The 23001-nt window shown below is 43.5% G+C and carries 7 protein-coding genes; all 7 read left to right on the top strand.

Features of this window, described 5'->3' with window-relative positions; genetic code table 11:
- Positions 1-47: 47 nt before the first annotated feature.
- The 7 genes from RHS_RS11760 (at position 48) to RHS_RS11730 (ending at position 22951) form a co-directional block, all read left to right on the top strand.
- Complete coding sequence (locus RHS_RS11760) at positions 48-1028, top strand: ABC transporter permease subunit (protein WP_027292996.1); 981 nt, start codon at positions 48-50, stop codon at positions 1026-1028.
- Between the two features lie 14 nt (positions 1029-1042).
- Positions 1043-1933 (top strand): carbohydrate ABC transporter permease, encoded by an 891-nt coding sequence (locus RHS_RS11755; RefSeq protein WP_027292995.1) that lies wholly within the window; start codon positions 1043-1045, stop codon positions 1931-1933.
- A gap of 55 nt (positions 1934-1988) precedes the next feature.
- The gene (locus RHS_RS11750) at positions 1989-3629 is read left to right on the top strand and encodes an ABC transporter substrate-binding protein (protein ID WP_047833277.1); all 1641 of its coding nucleotides are present in this window, start codon (positions 1989-1991) and stop codon (positions 3627-3629) included.
- 7 nt (positions 3630-3636) lie between these two features.
- A complete protein-coding gene (locus tag RHS_RS11745; protein WP_207649237.1) occupies positions 3637-4851 on the top strand; it encodes a Gfo/Idh/MocA family protein in 1215 nt (404 codons plus the stop codon).
- A gap of 210 nt (positions 4852-5061) precedes the next feature.
- Complete coding sequence (locus RHS_RS11740; protein WP_047833275.1) at positions 5062-9999, top strand: Ig-like domain-containing protein; 4938 nt, start codon at positions 5062-5064, stop codon at positions 9997-9999.
- A gap of 481 nt (positions 10000-10480) precedes the next feature.
- Positions 10481-16987, top strand: coding sequence for a discoidin domain-containing protein (locus RHS_RS11735; RefSeq protein ID WP_047833274.1), 6507 nt, complete (start codon positions 10481-10483; stop codon positions 16985-16987).
- Between the two features lie 441 nt (positions 16988-17428).
- Positions 17429-22951: an Ig-like domain-containing protein gene (locus tag RHS_RS11730; protein WP_047833273.1), complete on the top strand. Its 5523-nt coding sequence runs from the start codon at positions 17429-17431 to the stop codon at positions 22949-22951.
- Positions 22952-23001: the final 50 nt, after the last annotated feature.

Raw genomic sequence — 23001 nt, 5'->3', positions numbered from 1 at the left:
AGGCATTAAGGGCATAATAGGGAACAGATTAAGGAGGGAAATTTAGAATGAAGAAAATAAGTAATCGTAAGAAAGGTAAAAGTTTTGCAGTAAACGGGCAGCGTAATTGGAAACGATCGGTAAAAAAACAAATGCCATTTTATTTAATGATGGCTCCGGGACTTTTCATGATCACATTGATTTTTTATCTGCCAATGCCGGGGGTAATACTGGCTTTTAAAAATTATAAACCCACGGATGGGATTTTCGGCAGTGAATTTATCAACCCTTTATTTAAGAACTTTGAGTTTTTCTTTAAATCCGATACAGCAAGAATTGTTACGATGAATACGATTCTGTACAATATTATAGAAGCAGTTCTGGTAACGGTAGTGGCGGTGGCACTTGCCATCTTGTTAAATGAAGTGAAAAACAAATATGTATCCGCTGCTTATAAAGGCGCCATACTGATTCCTACTTTTTTATCCTGGATCGTTATTCAGTATATATTATTTAGTTTTTTAAGCGTAGACAGAGGTATTATTAATAATGTCCTGGGAAAATTCGGGATAGAAGGGATACAATGGTACAGCGAGCCGTCTAAGTGGAGAGCGATTATGCCGCTGGCTTATCTCTGGAAAAATGTCGGTTACTACTCTGTCCTGTATGTTGCTGCAATTGCGGGTATCAATACAGACTATTATGAAGCGGCACAGTTAGATGGAGCTACGAAATGGCAGCAGATTAAGTTTATTACACTGCCTCTGATCCGTACAACCATGATCGTTCTGTCCTTGCTCTGGGTAGGAAAGCTGTTTAACGGCGGTCTTGGAGACTGGAATGCATTCTATACCCTGCCAAATGATGCAGGTGCACTATATCCGGCAACAGATGTCATTGATACTTACGTTTTCCGATCCCTGAAAAAAATTAATGATTATGGAATGTCAGCGGCAGTGGGGCTTTATCAGTCTACAATTGGATTTGCCCTGGTTCTGATTTCCAATAAAATCATTAAGAAAATCGATCCGGACAGCGCACTATTTTAAGGGAAGGAGATCCTATGAAAAAGAAAAGAACTGTAAGTGTTTTTAAGGTAGGCATTCATACGATTTTTTTATGCCTTAGTTTAATCTGTGTCGTGCCGCTGCTTTTGGTTGTGGGGATTTCATTTACCGGGGAAACCTCTCTGATGGTGGATGGTTATCATTTTATTCCGAAAGTGTTCAGCACGGACTCTTACCGCTATGTGTTCAGCGGAGCGGCATCTGTGGCACAGGCATATGTAGTAACGATTGTGGTAACGGTTATGGGTACGGCACTGCATCTTCTGATCACCGCTATGCTGGCATACTCGCTGACGAGAGATGAAGTGACTTGGAGAGAAAAAATCTCATTCTTTGTATACATACCGGTCTTGTTTAACGGCGGTCTGGTGCCGCAGTATATGTTAATGACCAGATACCTGCATCTAAAGAATACCATTTGGGTTTTAATTTTAATCAATCTGGTATCGGCTGTAAATGTACTGATTATGAAAAACTTTTTTAAGTCCATTCCCAATTCGCTGATTGAATCGGCAAGAATTGACGGTTCCGGAGAGTTCCGGACATTTTTTAAGATCGTACTGCCTCTGTCCACACCATCCCTGGCAACGATTGGACTATTTGTATCAATTGCATACTGGAACGACTGGATGACCTGTTCCCTGTATATTGAAACCCCGAAATTATATACATTGCAGTATCTGCTGCAGTCATTAATGAATAACATCGGGTATCTGCAATCCAATGCCCAGGCTTCCCGTTCCATTGAACAGGCACTGGGGGTACTGCCAAGCGAGGGTGCGAGAATGGCAACCTGTGTTCTGGCAATCGGACCAATCATACTATTATATCCGCTGCTCCAGAAGTATTTTGAAAAAGGATTGACAATTGGAGCAGTAAAAGAGTGATTTTTACTGATGAAAATCAGAAAAATAATAAATTAAATTTAAGGAGGAAGACAACATGAAAAGAAAGAACCTGATAGCAGTCTTACTTGTTGGGGCAATGCTGGCAACTACATTCACAGGATGTGGAGCAGCAACAGAGAAAACATCGAAAGAAACAAATGGTACGGAGAATCCGGGCAGTGATGCGGGTACCGGGGAAAGCAAGGATGGGGATAAGGAAGAAACAAAAGAAGCTTCCGGCGATCCGGTAGAATTAAGCTTTTATATGATGAACGGACCGGTAAATGATGCTGAGCGTATTATGGAAAAAGCGAACCAGATCATTGAAAAAGAGATTAATGCAAAATTGAACCTGGTTATGATTGACAGTGCTACTTATGGAGAAAAAATGAACCTGATGATTAATTCAGGAGATGACTGGGACTTATGTTTTACCGCAAACTGGGGCGGCATTAATTTTTATGAAAATGCGGCAAAAGGCGCTTATGCAGATCTTACAGAGTTAATTCCCCAATATGCACCGGAAACTTATAAGAGAATTCCGGAAGGCCTGTGGGAAGGCGTTAAGGTGGATGGTAAAATCTATGGCTCCGTAAACTACCAGCAATGGGGCGTTGCAAAGAGACAAGGCTTCCGTTATAGGACAGATCTGGCGGATGAGGTAGGATTTGACTGGAAAGCAGTTAAGGGTAAACCTACCCTGGAAGCACTTCAGATGACTGGGGATTTCATAGGCAAAGCGCTGGAGAAACACCCGGATATGATAGGCTGGGAAACTTCCTCCACCTGGAATTTATTTGCGAATGAACCTCTGTTCTGGGATATGGAAGCTGTTGGAGATATGGCTACCCCGGGCTGGATTCGTTTTGATGAACCGGATAAAGTAATTAATCAATTTGGTACCGATGAATTTGCAGAATTCTGTACGATTATGCGTGACTGGTATGAAAAAGGCTATGTCAGAAAAGACGGTGCTACGGTGAAAGATACCAGCCCGGACAGAAAAGCAGCGAAGATGATTGCAGAAGTCGGGTCAGGATGGCCGGACAGCGTGGACTTCCCGGGTAATGAGGATTCTGCAAAAATGAGTATGTGTACCAAAGATATAGCACCGGCTGGAACAGTTTCCACAACCAGAACAGTAATTCCTGCTGCGGCAGGACCTACGGCTGCCGTTGCAGTGAATGCTCAGTCTGAAAATATTGAAAAAGCAGTTGAATTAATTGAGCTTTTGAATACAAATGACGAACTGTATTTGCTGATCACACAGGGTGAAGAAGGCGTGGATTACGTATATGGCGATGACGGAACCTATGCTTTGCAGGAAGGAAAATATAACTTTAACTTTAATGAATGGCAGATTGGACAGTCTTACAGTCCTGATTTTACCCGAGCATTATATAACCGCAATGAAGCAGGAGATTTACAGAAACAATCCCAGAGCATGGTATTTGAAGAAGATAAGAAAGCTGAGATTTCACCGGTAACCGGATTTGTGTTTGATCCCACACCAGTCAAGACGGAATTGGCAAACTGTACCTCTGTGATTACAGAAATGGTTCCTGCTTTAAGCTCAGGATCTGTTGATCCCCAAACGGCACTGCCTGACTTTTTAAAGAGACTGGAAACTGCAGGCGTAGATAACGTCATTGCTGAAAAACAGGCACAGATGGATGCCTGGATGGCGGCAAAATAGGGGGAGAATGATGGTAAAGCTGGGTGTAATAGGTTATGGTGTCCGCATGGATATGCTGGCAGATGAATTTATGGGCCTATTGGAAAAAGTACAGATTACAGCAATAGCTGATAAAAATCCGGAACGTGTGAAAGCGCTTTTAACCAAGACGGATTCCAGGGAAATCATGCATGAAATGGAAATTGACAAAATTGACGGCTTATGGAGAAAATGTCCGATGGATCCGGAATCAATACACTTTTATGATACGGCACAAGAGATGCTGGATCAGGAAGAACTGGATGGTGTTTTAGTAGGCACCAACTGTGATACCCATGCACAATTGGCAGAAATGGTAATGAAACGGGGGATTCCATTATTTTTGGAAAAACCCGTAGGTGTCACAAGAGAAGATCTGGAGCTTCTGGAATGCTGTGACAGAGAACCTCATGCTCCTGTGGTAGTGTCTTTTCCGCTTCGGGTAACCAGGATGGTAAGGGAAGCAAAGAGAATCATAGACAGCGGTGTCATTGGAAAAGTAGAGCATGTACAGGCATTTAATGACGTTCCTTACGGTTTTGTCTATTTCCATGACTGGTATCGGAATGAAGCGGTATCTCAAGGTATGTTTTTACAGAAGGCAACCCACGATGTGGACGTAATCAATTATCTGACCGGAGAAAAACCGGTGCAGGTCTGTGGGATGAAATCAAAGCAGATTTTCAAAGGTAATATGAGGGCAGGGCTGCGCTGCAGTGAGTGCGACTGCTGCGGCAGCTGCATGGAAAGCACCTATCATATTACCCAGACCAGAAATGATATCCCAAGAAGTGATTATTGCTGTTATGGGGTAGATACCGGAAACGAAGACAGCGGCAGTATGCTGATCCGGTATGAATCCGGTATGCACGCAGTCTATTCACAGAATTTTTTCGCAAGAAAAGGAGCAGCAAGGCGGGGCGCGCGGTTGTATGGATACAAAGGAACGCTGGAATTTAATTTTACAACAGATGAAATCAAGGTGTACGATCATATGAGTGATCAGGTATCTGTGATTAAGATAGGCACTCCGCCTGCAGGGCATGGTGGAGGAGATTACGAACTGGCACGGAATTTTGTGCAGTTGATTCTGGGAGAAACAACAGAATCAGTGGCACCTCTTGGGGAAGGTATCATAAGTGCAAAAGTTTGTATGGCGGCAAAAGAATCTTCAGAAGAGGAAGTATTTAAAGCGGTATCATAATCAGGATCAGTGCCTGCGGTTAAGTGAAAACGAAAAGAGTTCATGATATGTTCAGAGCGTAACTGTTTCTGGTTGAAGAAGGATTACTACAGGGTGGACTATGCTAAGATTTGCATATCCACCCTGAACTGTATCCGGCTTATAGGTAATGCCGGTTACTAAAACTTATTGTGGGATTTAAGTGAATCTGTATGAAAAAGGAGAAAAGATATGTATAAGATGAAAAAGCAGCTTGCGGTTTTAATGTCTGCAGCCATGCTGACGGGCACCCTGGGCATGTCGGCACCGTATTCCGTGACAGCAGAGGCATCCGGGGTACAAAAAGAAATCTATATTTCCCCGGCAGGTGATGATGCTGCCGGGGACGGGAGTCAGGAAAAGCCATATGCATCCCTGGAAAGAGCCAGAAGTGAAGTGCAGAAAATCAATTCCGATATGACAGGGGATATCTATGTGTATCTGGACAGCGGAGAGTACTATATGGATGAAACGGTAGAATTTGGACCCGAAGATTCCGGCACCAATGGACATCAGATTGTCTATACCAGTAAGGATGGGGTTGCCCGTGCTAAATTAATTGGGGGGAAACCCGTGGATAACAGTGATTGGGAGCTGGTGCAGAGGGAAGGGGCAACCGATGCCGACCTTCCGGCAGAGGCAGAAGGTCTTGTCTATAAAACGAACGTTGGAACAGACCGGAGCTTAAATACGCTGTACGTCAATGACAGTCGGGCAACCCAGGCACGTTACCCTAACCTGGATCAGTATGAGGGGTTTACAGCAGCAATGACGCCTTATCTGTTTACTGCGGGGGGCGGAGTGCATGACCTGCAGTGGAAAGCAGGGGATCTGCCGCAGACGGTGACAGACGGTTTATCAAACGCTGAGGCACGGGGCGATCTGGATGCTTCTGTATATATGTGGGACGGCGGATACTGGGACTGGATGACAGATACAATTCCTCTGAAAGGAATCAATACTGCACAGCGCAGGCTGCATTATAAAGATGAAGAAATTGATTTGGATGGTTCTGCCCGTTATCGCCCTAAATATACTACCGGAACCAATGCACGGTATTTCCTGCAGGGCAATCTGGCATTACTGGATCAGGAGGGTGAGTACTATTACAACAAGACAACCGGGGATCTGTATTACTATCCGTCAGGAAATATAGAAGATCAGCAGGTTATCATCCCTCTGGTAAAAGAGGTAATCCGCGCAGAGGGCGAAGACAGAAATTCTAAAGTCAGCAATCTGACCTTCCGTGGTATTGAAATGAAGGATACGGAGAGCACAGACTGGTATGCCTACGGCTGGAATGCAAAGGATACCGGAGCAGCGCTGGGATTCTGGCCAAACGAATCCAAAGGAAGTACGCAGCCATCTTACTGCGAACAGAGGGAACAGAATGATTTCCGCTACAGGGTGATGACGCTGAAAAATACCGACGGAATCCGGATTGAAGCCTGTCATCTGACCAACTCGGGAATGTTTGGCATTGCTATGTATGATGCCAATACAAATGCGTTGGTGGAAAATTGTCTGATTGATTATACCGGTCATGGTGGTATCAGTATGGACGGCGGTTATCCGGGACTGGCAGGAGATGAAAACGGAGATGGATATTCCAGGGACAATATGGTGAAAAATGTATTGATACATGATATTGGTGAATTAATCGGACAGGCTTCCGGGTTAACGGTACAGCAGGTAAGCCACAGTACATTTTCTAATATCGAGGTGTATAATTCACCCAGAAGAGGAATTTTTACCACAGGCGGAACAAGCAGGGAAAAAAATGGAGCCGATAAAAATTATGATGCGATGAAGCACTTATATACCCATAGCAACCGTTATGAATACTGCTACATACATGACTGCCAGCAGGACGGCGGGGATGACGGCGCATTTTTTGGATGTATGCTGTTTCATGGAAATGAAGACGGCAAGGGGAAACCCAATATCATCAACCAGATGGTAATCGACAGCACCGGTGCCAATCCTACCATGAGGGATTTAAGTCCCAACAATATGAACCTGGATATGGGATGTTCCGGATTTGAACTACATAATGTGAAATCTGTCAATCCCATGAACTTTAATATTGAAGTCAATACTATATTGCAGTACAAAGATGATATTCTCTTTGACAATGTAAATATCGACTATGGAACCCTGGTAAATCATCTGGATGAATTTGATGATTCCAAAATGGAGTATGATAAGATTGGATTGACCGAGGGCTTCCCAATAGAATATATGGAAGAGAAGGAAACCAGCCAAAAACCGGAAGACATATATTTTGAAGATGATTTCGAAAAGGGTATCCAGAAACGCAAATGGACGTTCCGTAATGCACAGCCGGAGATTACCACAGAGTGGATGTCAGAAGACCCGTTTGTGGGAAAACAGGGTCTCATCGTAAACCAGGACAGTGTATTATCCAGAACGTTTCAGGATCTTCTGAATAAAACAGTTACCGTTAAAATGTTTGACCGCCAGTCCGGCAATATGGCTGGATATGATTCCGGCGTTCAGAATTCTGGAAATGCTCTTTCTTATGTAAGCACAGGGACAAAAGACCAGATGTTTGGTCTTGGCATAGAGTGGGGGAAATGGGATTGCTATTACATGAACATAAACGGTGAAAAGATCCCCACAAATGTTCCGCGTCTTTTTGGATGGCATGAGCTGAAGTTCGATTACAGTACGCCCGGTACATTACAGATGTATATTGACGGCAGGCTGGTGAAAGAGGTAAACAGCAGAGGATTTGATACTCTGGAAATTGGATGTGATGCAGGAAAAGGCACCGTGTACTACGATGAAGCTATGATTTATGGAGGCGTGGAAGCTCCCCCAGCAGGCGAAGTGCCGCTGCCAAAACCACCTGCTGAGCCGGAAGACAGGGTTTTGTATGAAGAGGATTTTGAAAGCTATGAGATGACTGCGGACGATGCAGGTAACAAAAGTCATCGGGAGGATGCATTGCAGTATAGTGATATTGCAAATGAAGAATTGGAAAACCAGAATGCTTCTGAGACAGAAACGGAAGTTCGGGTAAGAGATAAAACGGTGACAGAAGTACTTGAAACGGAAGTGCCTGAGACGGAAGTACCGGTAACAGAAGTACTTGAGACGGAAGTACCGGAGACGGAATCACCGGAGACAAAAGAGAAGGTTAGCAATATAGAAGAGCAGTTCACAGAAAAGCAAATCACAGAAGAAAAAATAACCGGCTTGCCCCAGGCTAATGAGCAGGAAATGGAAATACAGAAAACAGCTGTAACTTCCATGAATGCAGAGGATATACTGCCTGACTGGAAAGGGGTAGGAGGCGGAAAAATGGTAAAAGAATTAATCAGGGAAGATGATAATCAGTATCTTCGTATTAATTCTCAGGATAATACCTTCTATTATACAGGCGGCAGCGACTGGAAGAACTATGTACTGGAAGCCAGGGTGCGGTTGAATCGATGGACCGGGGAAGGTCCCCTTGGCGGAGCATACGACGTATTTTCGGGAGGCGTTCGTTTTGAAGAAGATCCTAACAGCAAATCAAATCCCCGCCGCTATACATTAATGATGGAGAAGTCAGGTAAATTAAAATTTTATATGCGGTCCTCCGGTGATAAGAATTTCTTCGCCAAGACACCGGAAGAGATAGGACTGGAGCCATTGAATCCTCCGTTTGCAGGAAGATGGTATGATCTGAAGGTTGTAGCAGACGGTGATAAGATCAGCAGTTATCTGGATGGCAATCTGGTAGGAACTGTAGTGGATGGAACTTTAAAGTCCGGAGGTATCGGCTTTAATTCCCTTGGGGGAGAATACGATATCGATGACATGAAAGTGACGAAAGTCCAGACCTCCAAGCCGAGTGTGGAACCAGATTCCGGAACATATGAGCAGCCGGTTGAAGTTAAAATCACACCTGCATCCAAAAAGGATCAGATATTCTACACGCTGGATGGAAGTGATCCCAAAGACCCGGAACATGGTATCTACTATGATGAAAGCTTTGTACTGCCGGAAAATGATAATCCGGTGACATTAAAATGCGTTGCAATCGTCGGTGATTCCCTCTACAGTGAAGTAGTTGAAAAAACCTATGTGATCAAAACCCATAAGCCGGAAATCACAGGTTTGGAAGAAGTTCAGGCGGATACAGTCCAGGGAATCATCCCGAAGCTGCCCCAGACGGTGAAGGCTTCCTATAATAACGGAACAACAGCCATGGTATCGGCACGCTGGGAGCCAATCACGGATAAGCAGGTAGCAGTACCCGGTAACTTTACGGTACTGGGTTCTGTGGATGGTACAGCATTAAAGGCAAAAGCCATTGTAACCGTATTGCCAAAGAAACAAGAACCGAAACCAGAACCGAAACCGGAAGTAAAGGTAAATAAAGTCACGCTAAATGAAACGAAGAAAATGTTGTTAAAAGGGAAAAGTTTCACTTTGAAAGCAGCGGTATTGCCAGCAGATGCAGCGAATAAAAATGTGGTATGGTCCACCAGCAATGCAAAAGCAGCGACAGTAGACCAGAACGGTAAAGTGACAGCAAAAGGTTATGGAACGGCTACCATTAAAGTACAGGCAGCAGACGGAAGCGGAAAATATGCATCCTGTGAAGTGACGGTAGGTTATAAAATCAACTATCACTTAAATAAAGGGACCAACAGCAGGCAGAATCCACAAACCTGTTATAAGTCAAAAGTAACCTTGAAGGCACCATCCAGAAAAGGATATTCTTTCAAGGGCTGGTATTCGGATAAAAAATATAAAAAGAAAATAACCAGTATTCCATCATCAACACGGAAAAACGTGGAAGTTTACGCAAAATGGGAGAAAATCAAGATTGCAAAGGCATCCATCAGCAAAGCCCAGAGTAAAAAAGCCGGCAGTATGGCAGTAAACTTTAAAAAAGTAAAAAATGCAGACGGATATGAGATTGTTTATGGAAATAATTCCAGGATGACCAAAGGAAGAAAGGTATTAGAGACAAAAAGGACAGGCAAGACCATTCAGAAATTGAAAAAAGGCAGGACGTATTATGTAAAGATCCGGGGATTCAAAAAGGATTCAGCCGGAAAGAAGGTATACGGGGCATACAGTAAAACAGAGAAAGTGAAAATTAAAAAGTAAAAATCAGAAGTAAAATTAAAAAGAATTGGGTTAAGAGAGCCGCTTCCAGAGTGTATTTGGGAGCGGCTTTTGATGCTGTTTTTTAAAGTTTCGACTTAAGAACAGCAGTTTAGATCAGTTCCTGCCAGACAGCTGTCAGGGAGCAATTTTCACAACTTTGTACGAACGCGGGTAAAAATAATCCCCATAAACAAGTAAAATACTTCCTCACAGTAAGAATCGGATGATTGCTATAATGTGATTTATAAAGTTTCCGTAAACAGAAAGAATGAAGCACCCTGAGAAATCAGTAATTTCTGCGCCCTGGTGCCGAAAACGTCATTGGTCAGAAACGGAAAGGTTTAACATTGTAAAAATGTGAGAAATTATTAAAAATAAGAGTGATAAAAACAGGTAATATCTATAAAAACAGTACTTTTTAGTGTCTGAAATTAGTGAAATATGTGATAAGGTATTCTCATTCTAAATCAGGAGGGTTATAATGAAAAAAAGATTTTTTAAAAATCTGTGGAAGCGCACCACAGCACTTTCAATGGCAGCCATATTGGCAGCAGGGTCTTGGAACCCACTTATAGTAAACGCGCAGCATGTAAATGGAACAGCCTCATTCATAAATTCATGGCTGGTTGCAGGACCTTTTGAGTCACCGGTTGCTGATGAGATTTATGGCACGGAAATCCCGGACAATCCAAATTTAGCCAATCAGGCAGCAGCTTCTGCATCGTCCGCTACTCTTAGTTCGAATCCACCGGAGTTTCTTAACGATGGGTCCGTCAGAAACCAATGGGTGACAGAAGGATCAGAGATTCCCTGTTGGGCACAGCTGGAATGGAATGAACCAATTACGGTAGGCAGTGTTGGGATCACACTGTGGAATGACGGACGTCATAGAAACCAATGGTATGATCTGATTTTTACTTATGAAGACGGTACTGCAAGTGATCCGATACGAATAGAAAGTACCTGTCAAAATGCCGATTATCCAACTGTATACCAGCCTGAGATTCCTTTTGAAAATGTGAAAAAATTGCAGGTAATCGTTGATGACGGGCTTGAGCCATATCCTGGCATAACAGGAATCAGCGAAATAGAAGTATACCCATATCCACTGGAAGATACGGAAATAGCTGTGAAAAGCTTATTGAATGTAAGTGCCGGGTTACCAGAAGAGGAAATGTTAACGGAAGAAACAGAGGAAAAGACAGCGTCAGAAACAGCGTCAGAAACAGCGATAGAAACAGAGCCAGAAACAGCGCCAGAGACAGCGATAGAAACAGAGCCAGAAACAGCGTCAGAAACAGCGATAGAAACAGAGCCAGAAACAGCGCCAGAGACAGCGATAGAAACAACGCCAGAGACAATGCCAGAGATAATGCCGGAAGCAGCGATGGAAACAACGAAAGAAACAGCTGCATCAGAGGCGGTGACAGAACAAACTGAAACCCAGGGAGAAGTAAAAGAATTACTTACGGAAAAGACAGCAGCGAAAGAAACCATCGTTCCAAAACTGGGAGAAAGCATGACTTTTGACGGACAGAAATGGGAGTATTTCGATGACCGCATCTGGAACCGTACCTATGATGATTACCAGGACTTATATGGATATTACGGTGTTAAAAAGGGCATTGACACTAAAAATAAATATGTGTATGCCCATACATACGTATATAGTGATATAGAACAGATAGTACAGTTTCGTTTTGGCAGCAGCGGTGAACACCGTCTGTATGTAAATGATACTGCAGTCACAAGTCCATCCAAGCCTTCTGAAGTACAGAAGGATATGGCAGTTAAGGACATTCAGCTCAAAGAAGGATGGAATAAGATTCTGCTCCAGATCAAGCATACTTATACAGATGACAAGAATGCCAATGGAGTGCCGGTTGCAAAAGATAATGATGTGTACTATCTTGGATTTTATGGCAGGATTACAGATAAAGACGGTAATGAGCCGGAAGGTTTAACCTATTCCGTGACGGGAACAGACAGCGATTTATCCATCACCACGACGGGGCTTTCTGCTGATGATGTGGTACAGGATGGAAAGCCGGGAAGAGGCCTGCCCCAGAACATTTTGCCTATAGGATATACGGAGTGGCCTTACGTGTGGAATAAATCTCAGTATAATCAGAATCAGTTTAATCTGGAAGCATCCCCTTTTCAGTTCATGGCTGACGGAGGCAGGCCTGACTATACTTGGGAAGTAACAAAAGGAGCGCTTCCGGATGGACTTGAGCTTAAGAAAGATGGAACCATAGGGGGAATCGTAGAAGCAGACCCCGGTGATTACAGTTTTACCGTACAGGTAACGGACAAGGATGGGGCTGCTGCACAGCAGACTTATACACTGAAGGTCAAAGAACGCCCGAATAAATGGTTTGAGGAAGGACGTGTCAGCGCATTAAGCCACTGTATTCCTGTCTACCAGTATTTTGCAGATCCGAATTTTTCGGCAGATCTGTGGGCAGAACGTGCCAGCAGACAGGGGCATTCCCTGGTATCCATTGAGGCATTGCAGCAGAATTACTACTGGCCATCCCGTTTTGCAGATCCGAACCACGACAGGAATAAATATCTGCCAAAGGATGAAAACGGAAATGTGGTAGATGGATTAAAGCAGTTTGAGGAAGCAGTAAAGCGCTATGGAATGAAGTTTGGATTGTATTATGCTACAGAGGGAGGCGGACTGCAGCATTACTCTACCGATGTATTTGTGCAGAATGTGGAGGATTTAATTTTACGCTACGATCCGGCATACCTTTATTTTGACGGTCCCCAGGCAATGGGCGGTGCAAATTATGATGTCATGTACAGCAATGTGCGCAACTACAGCGATGAAATTATTATCAATGCCAACGTCTGGGGTTCGGAATACGGAGATCCGGATTTAAGAACCGGGGAATGCAGCGGTATCTATGGACATGAGCGGGGATCGAAATTAACGAAGCGCACTATTATGGAACCATGGAAATCCCTGCATACAAAAAATAATTATACACCGTACTATGCAAGAAGGGATGACTACCGGCTTGTATCCCAGGAGATGGTTATGAATGCCGGAAGAGGCATGGTAGATAATAATGACCAGATGCCGTTAATGAGCAGAGGTACTAACTGGGATTCTCCCGAGGATGTAGCACAAAGATATCCAAAATCAGTTCAGGAATTTGTGGATGCAAGAGAAGAACTGGCGGCTTGGTTTGCCCCGGAAGGGAAGCCGGAGCGTCATGAATCTACCACCGGAACCCAGCCCTGCTTTTTGAATGGATCGGATTGTCAGTGTGCTGATGATGGAGCAGGCAATATTGACCATTTCGAAGATGGGCATGGACCAAAATGGGGATATGCAATGTCCCGAGACAATAACGTGTATCTGCATATTATGAAAGGTCCGGACAGAAAAATTGGATTTGATGCAATATCCGATCAGACTCTGGTGGCTGATCCGATCAGGGATCACGTTGAAAAAGTAATCTGGCTCAATGAAGACAAGGAACTTTCCTTTACCCAGGATGGGGACTTCGTAAGCATAGATTTGACAGATGTCACAGAAGATCAGGTTGACACCATTATCAAGATTGTAACGGATAATACCCAGCGCAGCTATCAGCTGACAAATATAACTGCAACAGGTGAGCAGCTCTCAGATGACCGCCTGCAGGTAAAAGCAGAGGGTTATATGACGTATCAGGCATTAAAAGCAAATCTGGAAAAAGTGACTTTCCAAAGCTCAGACCCGTTGGTGGCATCAGTGGATGAAACAGGACTCGTAATACCGAAAGGTAATGGTGAGGCAGAAATAACGGTAACCGGTACTTATGAGGGAGTTACGCAGGAAGACACTTTAAAAGTGAAGGCAGCAAATGGTAAAGTTTATGTTGGAGAAAACATGATAGGAGCGTCTTTGTGGGTAGACGAAAAAGGCGCTTATGGAAGCTTTCACAATCTGGAAGGATATCCATATTATCTGGAGGGCAGATCCGACAAGGGCGGTTCCATTGGACTAAATGCCGCACAGATAACGATGAAATGTGGAATCGTAGACCTGGATGGTGGTGATAAATATACTCCGGTGGCTATTACAGAGAGTGATCTCATTTCTTTTAAAGACGGAAAGCTGTTTGCAAAGTCTGTAGAGAAAACTACCCGTGCTGCCGTATGGGCAGAAGTGCAGCTGGATGGCAAAACATTTACCACAAACAGGGTATATATGGATATTCAGCCATATGAGTCTTTAATGGCTGGTGCGAAAGTCACCGCAAGCGGACAGATTGAGGATTATGCACCACAGCGGGCATTGGACGGAGAACTTATAACAGGTGCAGATTTTGATGCAGGGAAATGGTCCGTGTCCGGAAAGGGAGAATCCTTCTTATCCTTTGAGCTGGAGAATCAAAGTAAAATTGAAAATGTAGAAATTCATTTCAATACACGCAGCCAGAAATACTATAATACACCAAAGGAAATGGAGATTCAGATCAGCGATGACGGGGAGGCATGGAGAACAGTAGAAACCGTGATACCACCATCAGCAGGACAAGAAGCATATTTTGGATTTTCCGATATTTATAACGTGGAACCAGTTACTGCAAAATATGTGAGACTGAATTTCCCCAAGGGAAGTAACGGCAGTGCAGTTGATATTCTGGAAGTCTCATTAAACGGGGAATCTATGGAAGGACGTCTGTCAAAGCTTACAGCAAAAGGTGAGAAACTTACCGACACTGACGCAGAACTTGTGATTACCGGATATGATGGAACAGGTGCCAAAATGGATATAAGCGGAGCAGACATTTCCGTAGAAAGCAGCAATCCCCAGATCATTTCCGTTTATGACAATTTCAAACTGAAAGCTGTGTCCGGGGGCAGAACCCGGATAACGGTAACTGCTGTGGCAGCCGGAGCAATTGCAGAGACTTCTCTGTACGCTGATGTGGATAAGAATGGCCATATTTTCTTTGGCGATTATCTAGAGAAGGTCACATTGACTGCTGATACGGAGACAGTCAGTGTTAATCATCCGGCAGCCGTTCGGATTCAGGGCATGTTAAATACAAAGAAACCGGCGGGACTTTCGGACGCTCAGGTAGAATATATCTTTAGTGAAGGAGCCCCCCTGCAGAAGGTGGAAGGCGCTGACATCATCTGCATGCCGCAGGAAATACCAACCAGGCAGAAGGTAAAAGTAAGTGTCAGAGTAACTCTTGACGGTGTAACGGCAGTCAGCAATACCATAACATTAGAAGCAGCAGGAAGCAATATTGCACCGGAAGCAGACGTTAGAGTTTCTTCCGTACGTTCCCGTACCGGAACACCGGATGGTAATGACGCAGACGAACGGTATACAGCCGAAAAAGCAATAGATGGAGATACGAAAACCCATTGGGCTGCAAAACAATCCGATCATTCTCCATGGATTGAACTAAGTTTTGATGAAGAAAAAATGATTGAGAAAGTGATACTGAATGAGCGTGGACATGAAGTGAATGCCATAAGAGAAGGATTACTGGAATTCTATGATCATACCGGAAAGAAAGTGTATGAAAAATCAGTGCAGGATATGAAATGGGAAAATTCCCAGGATAATCTTGTGGAACTGGAGCAGCCGGTAAAAGCTTCTGGCATAAAGTTTACCATTGATCCCGAAGAAAAATACCATCAGGCAGCAAGTGAACGGGGACTGGCTGAAATAAAGATATTATGTGCACCAGATACTCAGGAAAGTACAATTACAGGATATTATCCGGTGTATGCAGAGACCGCAACAGGGGTTATTCCCAAAATGCCGGAGAAAGTTACTGCAGTTTACAGTGATCTTACTACAAAAGAAGAAGCGGTAAAATGGGATAACATAACACCGGATATGGTGGCAGATCCAGGTGTAATCTTTGTGGAAGGTGCCGTAAATGGTTCAGATAAAAAGGCAGCTGCAGAAATACGGATAAAGAAGTCATCCGTACCGGTACCCACACCGGACCCGGAAGTTAAGGTAGATAAAATTACACTGAGCGAAACAGAAAAAACAGTTGTAAAAGGAACAAGTTTTATACTGAAGACAACAGTTTTACCATCCAATGCAGATAATAAAAAAATCATATGGTCCACCAGCGATGGGAAGGTGGCAGGAGTAGACCAGGCCGGTAAAGTCACCACAGTTGGATATGGAACCGCAGTCATCCGGGCAAAAGCAGCCGATGGCAGCGGAAAATATGCAGACTGTAAAGTAACGGTAGGAAGCAGTGTTGAAAAAATTACTCTAAATGAAGTTTCCAAAACGATTACAAAGGGAGAATCATTTACGTTAAAGGCAGCAGTTTCCCCCTCCAATGTGTTGAATAAAAATGTGGTATGGACCACAAGCAACGCAAAAGCTGTAACAGTTGATCAAACAGGTAAAGTGACGGCAAAGGGATACGGAACCGCTGTGATCAAAGTACAGGCGGCTGACGGCAGTGGAAAATATGCGTCCTGTAAAGTAACGTCAGGTTATAAAATTAAATATAACCTGAATAAAGGAACCAACAGCAGGCGGAATCCACAAACCTGTTATAAGTCAAAAGTAACCTTGAAGGCACCATCCAGAAAAGGATATTCTTTCAAGGGCTGGTATTCGGATAAAAAATATAAAAAGAAAATAACCAGTATTCCATCATCAACACGGAAAAACGTCGAAGTTTACGCAAAATGGGAGAAAATCAAGATTGCAAAGGCATCCATCAGCAAAGCCCAGAGTAAAAAAGCCGGCAGCATGGAAATTAGCTGGAAAAAAGTAAAAAATGCAGGCGGTTATGAGATTGTTTATGGAAATAATTCCAGAATGACCAAAGGAAGAAAGGTTTTAGAGACAAAAAATACAGGTAAGACAATTAAGAAATTGAAAAAAGGCAGGACGTATTATGTAAAGGTCCGGGGATTCAAAAAGGATTCAGCCGGAAAGAAGGTATACGGGGCATACAGTAAAACAGAGAAAGTGAAAACCAAAAAGTAATTCATTTGCTAATCCAGGTCAAAAAAGGGATATCGTAGCCATTAAAAGGTTATGATATCCCTTTTTTAGCCTGGAATGTTCATGAAAACATGAAAGTTCCGCCGGTTTCTAAAAACTGGTCAAAATAGTAGCACCAAATAGCAGAATCCTGACATTGCCGTAAAATGGTAAATTAAGTATATTAAAGTTAAAAATAGTGCTCCATCCGGACAGTGCTGTCACTATTATTACTGTCCGGAATAGTACTAGGTGAAATGATCTTGTTACGGGCGGTTATACAAAAGGTAATAAGGGCACGGCAAAGGAAGCTCCATAGTCGAAGTACCTTTATTATACAGAAAAATCTATATATTTCAATGAGAAAGGAGGAAAGACAGATACGGGGAGGATGCACAGAGAGATGAAAGAAATACAAATTTATGTAAAGAAGAGGTAGAAGGTATGAAAAGTAGATTGAAAAGAGTACTGAGCTTATTTATGGTGTCTGCGATGCTTTTGACGAGCGTATTACCGGCAAATGCAGCGTCGGATTCCGGTCATACGGAAGCTGCCCGGGATTTTCAACCGGGGAAAGAATTTTATGTGGCAGTTGACGGCGATGATTCGAATGACGGAAGTATCGATAAGCCCTTTGCCAGCCTGGAGGCGGCAAGAGATGCCGTAAAAGTTCTAAAAGAAACAAGGGGTTTGCCGGACGGCGGAGTTGCGGTAAATGTAAAAGGCGGAACCTACAGGCGGCTGGGAGACAGTTTTCATCTGACGGAAGAAGATTCCGGAACTGAAGAAAATCCCATCGTATACAGAGCATATAATGATGAAGAGGTTAATTTCTACGGCAATCTGGTATTGCCCGGTGAAAAATTCGAACCGGTGTCAGATTCGGAAATTCTGGCAAGGCTGCCGGAGGCGGCAAGTGATCAGATAGTCGTATATGATATTACGGCGAATGAGGGTATCACAGATTTTGGTGAGATTGTAAAGAATGGTTTTGGATGGCCTTCACAGGCACCGGGTATATCCGTTTCTGTAGATGGAAAAGATCAGCGTCTTTCCAGGTATCCAAACAGCGGATTTATCAAGACGTCTAAAGCTTTGGAAAAAGGCTTCGTTCCAAGAGACCATATGCCGAATCCTGACGGAACCTGCCCGGATTGCAGCAAAAACAGTGGAATTCCATGTGAATGTAAATATCCGGAGGATGAATGGATCAATCAAAAAGGCGGCATCTTCACAGTGGAAGGATCTGTGTTTAAAAATAAGTACCCGCTGTGGTCCCTGGAAAGTGACTTGTGGGTATTTGGCTATTTCTGCTGGGATTGGGCAGATGATACGATGAAGATTAATAAGCTTGAGGAAACTGCTGCCGGAATGAAGATGTCAGCACTTCAGCCCTCCAGATACGGGGTGTTTGGCGGTAAGAATTTTTACGCTTTTAACCTGCTTTGCGAAGTAGACCAGCCGGGAGAATGGTATCTGGACAGAGAAAACGGAAAATTATACCTGTATCCCGAGAAAGCTCTTTCCGATAGCGAGGTAGCACTTTCAATGGCGCGGACACCGTTTATCAGCATGGAAAATGCGTCTTACATAAAAGTAGAAAATATGAACTTTGGATATTCCAACGGTCATGGTATTTCTTTAGTAGATTGTAATAATGTCACAATCGGTGGCTGCGGTTTTTCGGATTTAGGGCAAAAGGCAGTAGTAGTGGGAATAGAAGGCACCGATTACGAGACTATTAATACTGGTGCTCACGGTGGATTTAATAATACCATCACCAGTTGTAATATCACCAGAACCGGACAGGGAGGAATCTTTCTGGGAGGCGGCGACCGTTATACCCTGACTCCGGGCAATAACCGGGCAGTCAATAATGATATCAGTGATTTCTCGGTAATTAACAGAACCTACACACCAGCTGTTAAAATTTTCGGATGTGGAAATACGGCATCCAATAACAAGATATATAATGCTCCCCACATGGCAATCAGCTACGATGGCAATGATCATGTGATCAGCAACAATGATATATTTAATGTGTGCTACGAGACTTCCGACTGCGGAGCCATCTATTCAGTAAGAACATGGACCTACCGGGGCGTAAAGATTACCAATAATTATCTTCACGATATTTACTCCAATGGAGGCCTTGGTTCTGCCGGAGTATACTGTGACGATTTATCCAGCGGTATTGAAATCACTTCCAATTTATTCAATAATATTACCGGATACGTCATGCTGTTAGGCGGCGGGCAGGATAACGTATTTACCAATAATATTGTATTGAACCAAAACGAAGGAAGAGGTCTTCATTATGATAACCGGGGTGAAGGCTGGGCATATTATCATGCACAGAAACCTAATGGGAACTGCTATGCCGAACTTATGGATTTAAGAAGCGACGAGCGCTATGACAAAGCATTGTGGGATGAGAAATATCCGGATCTGGCGGTAATGGATATGGAAACCTGTGATAGTGAGGGGAATCTTCTGAATGCCCGCAAACCGGCCAATGCAGTTATAAAGGACAATATACTGGCAGGTGTTGCCAATCCATATGGCAATATCAGCAAAAGAGTAGACGAACTGGGAACGGTAGAACGGGAACATGCGCTGCCCGCGGGAACAGATATCGGATTTGAGAATTCTTCTTTATCCCAGTTTAAAGTGAAAGAGAATTCCATGATTAAAGAAGTCATGGGAGAAAACCACTTTGATGTAACAAAAGTGGGTCTGTATTCAGATCAGTACAGAACGGTTGTGAAAACAGAAACCGGCACACCGGTATTAACATCACCGGAAAATAATTCAGAAAATCTCACTTTTATCGATGGTGTGAAACTGACCTGGAACAAAGCAGAAAATGCAGTAAAATATTTTGTGGAGGTATCCCGGGATGCAGAATTTAATGACGTAATCTACTCAGAGATCACAGAAAATGATTGGGCAAATGCGTCAGCCCTGGAGAGAGGCAATGCCTACTACTGGCGTGTAACTGCTGTGGGTGATGGCATGGACTGCACTTCGAAAACAAGTGAGACATATTGCTTTACCACCTCTAACGAGGATCCGGATGTACTCACCTATGATTTTGAATATGAAAATAATGAATTTACGGGATGGAACAGAGAAAAAGGAATTCCTGTGACTAGCACTGAGAAAGCACATGGCGGAGAAAAAAGTTTTAAAATAGACCAGGATATGGTTGTTATTTCAAAAGAATTTAACGAAGTCAAAAACGGGGTTGTTTCTGTCTGGTTATACGATAATATGACAAAAGCGCCGTTAACCCAGGTAGTGGCAAATGTAACTACGGATGACAAAGACCCTTCTACAAGCGACTTCATAGCAATGGGAATCGAAACCCGGGCACCCGGATCACCGGATAAATACTATTACCGTATCGGAAGCCAGAACTACCGGTCAGAGGTTGTTCGTACGGAGGGATGGCATGAACTGAAATGGGATTATTCGTCGGGGGAAGACTGCAAACTCTACATAGATGATACCCTGATTGATACTACCGATTACCGGACAGGATTTAATACAGTTGCGCTGGGAGATTATTGGTCAGGCTCAGGCGGAAATGGAACATCTAATGTCTATTTCGATGACCTGAAGATTGAATTTTCCAAAATAAAAGAAATAGTTCCGGAAACCATCTCGCTGGACCAGACGGAATTAAGAATGAAAGTTGGCGATACGGCAGAGCTTCATGCTGAAGTAACACCAAATGACGCAGAAGTAACGTTAAACTGGCTGGCTCACGAATATGAAATTGCAAGGGTAGAGGAAGGGACAGTGACGGCATACCGCATTGGAACTACAACAGTAAGCGTATATCCTGAGGGCTACCCGGACATAAAGGCTGAGTGTAAAGTGATAGTTACCGCAGATAAAAATGCCTTGACAGAAACCCTAAAGGAAGCGGAAGCGATATTACCGGACGGCTACACAAAAGAGAGTTATCAGGCTTTACAAGACACAATTAAGGCCGCAAAAGAAATATTACAAAACGACGGGGCAGCCCAGGAAATAGTAGATGCGAAGAATGCAGAACTGGAAAATGCCATATTAAATCTGGTGAAAGTAATTACACCGGCAAGCATTGAACTGGATCAGACAGAAGTTAACATGAAAGCCGGAGAGAGCATCACACTTGGTGCGAAGATGATGCCGGAAGGATTAGAAATATCATTGGTATGGTCTTCAGATGATCCAGCAACAGCAGAAGTTACGCAGGGAACAGTTACCGGCATCACTCAGGGGGAGACAACAGTACGGGTGTATCCGGAAGGTTATCCTGAAATACATGCAGAATGCAGTGTGACGGTAACGCAAGACGGCGTCAGCAAAGACGGGCTGGATAAGATCATCTCGGATGCAGAAAGCACAATTACAGAGGAAGATCTTGCAAATACGGCAGAAGAGACAGCAGAATTCTACCGGAACACACTTCTTATGGCAAAGGAAATTTTAGCCGATGGCAGTGCATCACAACAAGAAACAGACAGAATAGCATATGAATTAACGCAGGCTGTTATCCAGGTAAAATACGGGGAATCTGTGAGAGAATCTTTAGCTGCTCTTACAGAAGCAGGGAAAATCATGGCTGCAAAGATAGAACAGTATCCTGAGGAAACAAGGGAAAGATTCTTACTGGCAATGGAGCAGGCGAATCAGCTGTTAGAGGATGACCAGCCTTTAGAAAGTGAATTGCAGCAGGCCTATGAAGAATTATTGGCGTCGATGAACAGCATGCTGGTGATTGATCTGGAAAGACTGAGCAAGGAACTTGAAAGGGCAGCGGAAATTTCAGGAAAACTGGATGCTTACAGAGAAGCAGGCAAGCAGGAATTTGTAAATGCACTGCGGCTTGCAGAAGAAGAAGCCGTAAATCCAAAGAGCCAGTCAGCCGTTAACAGCATTTTAAAAGAGCTTCGTATCCGTTTAGAGGCACTTCGGCTCAGGGCAGATTACAAGGCATTGGAAGATGCTGTCGGACAGGCAGATAGAATAGATCTCACCCTGTATACACAGAAAAGCGTAGATCAGATGCTGGATGCTTTAGCCTATGCCCGGGCAGTATTAGGAAATGATAATGCAGAGCAGTCAGAAGTTGATCAGGCAGCCAATGCATTAATCGCATCTGTAAAAGGTCTGGTTAAAAAAGAAGTACAGCCTGTCAAACCGGACAAACGTGCATTACTGGCAAAGATTGAGGAAGCAAAGGCAATTAAACCGGGTAATTATACAGACCAGTCTTACGGTGCGCTGACCGCAGCCATTTCCCAGGCGCAAAAGACGGCAGATGACCCGAATGCATTACAAAGTACAGTGAATGCCCAGACAGAAGCTTTGGACAAAGCCATTAGGAATCTGAAAGTGGATTCTGATAAAGCGGCAGCAGCCGGATTAAAAGCAGCGACAGTGGCGGTAAAAGCACAAAACAGCAAAACAGATAATGTGAAACTGAGCTGGAATCAAATAGCAGGAGCAGACGGATATATTATTTATCTGAAAAAAGGTAAGACATATAGAAAGCTGGAAACGGTGAAAAAGAACCGAACCTATTTTTACTACACGAAAGGAAGCCTTGGAAAGAATTACACATTTGCTGTGAAAGCATATAAGAAAACAGGAGAAAAAACTGTTTACAGTAAATGGAAAAGTAAGACAATTAAGGCGGTACCACAGGCTGTATCCATAAATGGAAAGGCTTATAAAGGAAAGAACAAGATAAGCTGGAATAAAGTTTCCAGAGTTACGGGATACCGGATCTTTAAGAAGAGCGGAGGATCATGGAAGCGGATTGCAGTTGTAAATAATAAAACTTTCAAATTCGTTGATCACAAGGTGGTAAAAGGTAAGACTTACACTTATAAAGTAAAAACTTATTGTAAAGTAAAAGGCAAGAATATCTATGGCCGTTACAGCAGCCCGATCACAATAAAGGCAAAGTAGGAATCGTATAAAGGTATAAAATTGGCGGCAGTGAGAATTATTTTCTCATT

It is taken from the genome of Robinsoniella sp. RHS (genome assembly GCF_001029355.1).
Classification (GTDB): Bacteria; Bacillota; Clostridia; order Lachnospirales; family Lachnospiraceae; genus Robinsoniella; species Robinsoniella peoriensis.
This window is presented reverse-complemented; position numbering and strand designations above follow the sequence as displayed.

Bases quoted from the DNA above. Each gene is read 5' to 3' on its own strand.
- RHS_RS11740 (WP_047833275.1), top strand. From the start codon at position 5,062: ATGTATAAGATGAAAAAGCAGCTTGCGGTTTTAATGTCTGCAGCCATG.
- RHS_RS11745 (WP_207649237.1), top strand. From the start codon at position 3,637: ATGATGGTAAAGCTGGGTGTAATAGGTTATGGTGTCCGCATGGATATG.
- RHS_RS11750 (WP_047833277.1), top strand. From the start codon at position 1,989: ATGAAAAGAAAGAACCTGATAGCAGTCTTACTTGTTGGGGCAATGCTG.
- RHS_RS11755 (WP_027292995.1), top strand. From the start codon at position 1,043: ATGAAAAAGAAAAGAACTGTAAGTGTTTTTAAGGTAGGCATTCATACG.
- RHS_RS11735 (WP_047833274.1), top strand. From the start codon at position 10,481: ATGAAAAAAAGATTTTTTAAAAATCTGTGGAAGCGCACCACAGCACTT.
- RHS_RS11730 (WP_047833273.1), top strand. From the start codon at position 17,429: ATGAAAAGTAGATTGAAAAGAGTACTGAGCTTATTTATGGTGTCTGCG.
- RHS_RS11760 (WP_027292996.1), top strand. From the start codon at position 48: ATGAAGAAAATAAGTAATCGTAAGAAAGGTAAAAGTTTTGCAGTAAAC.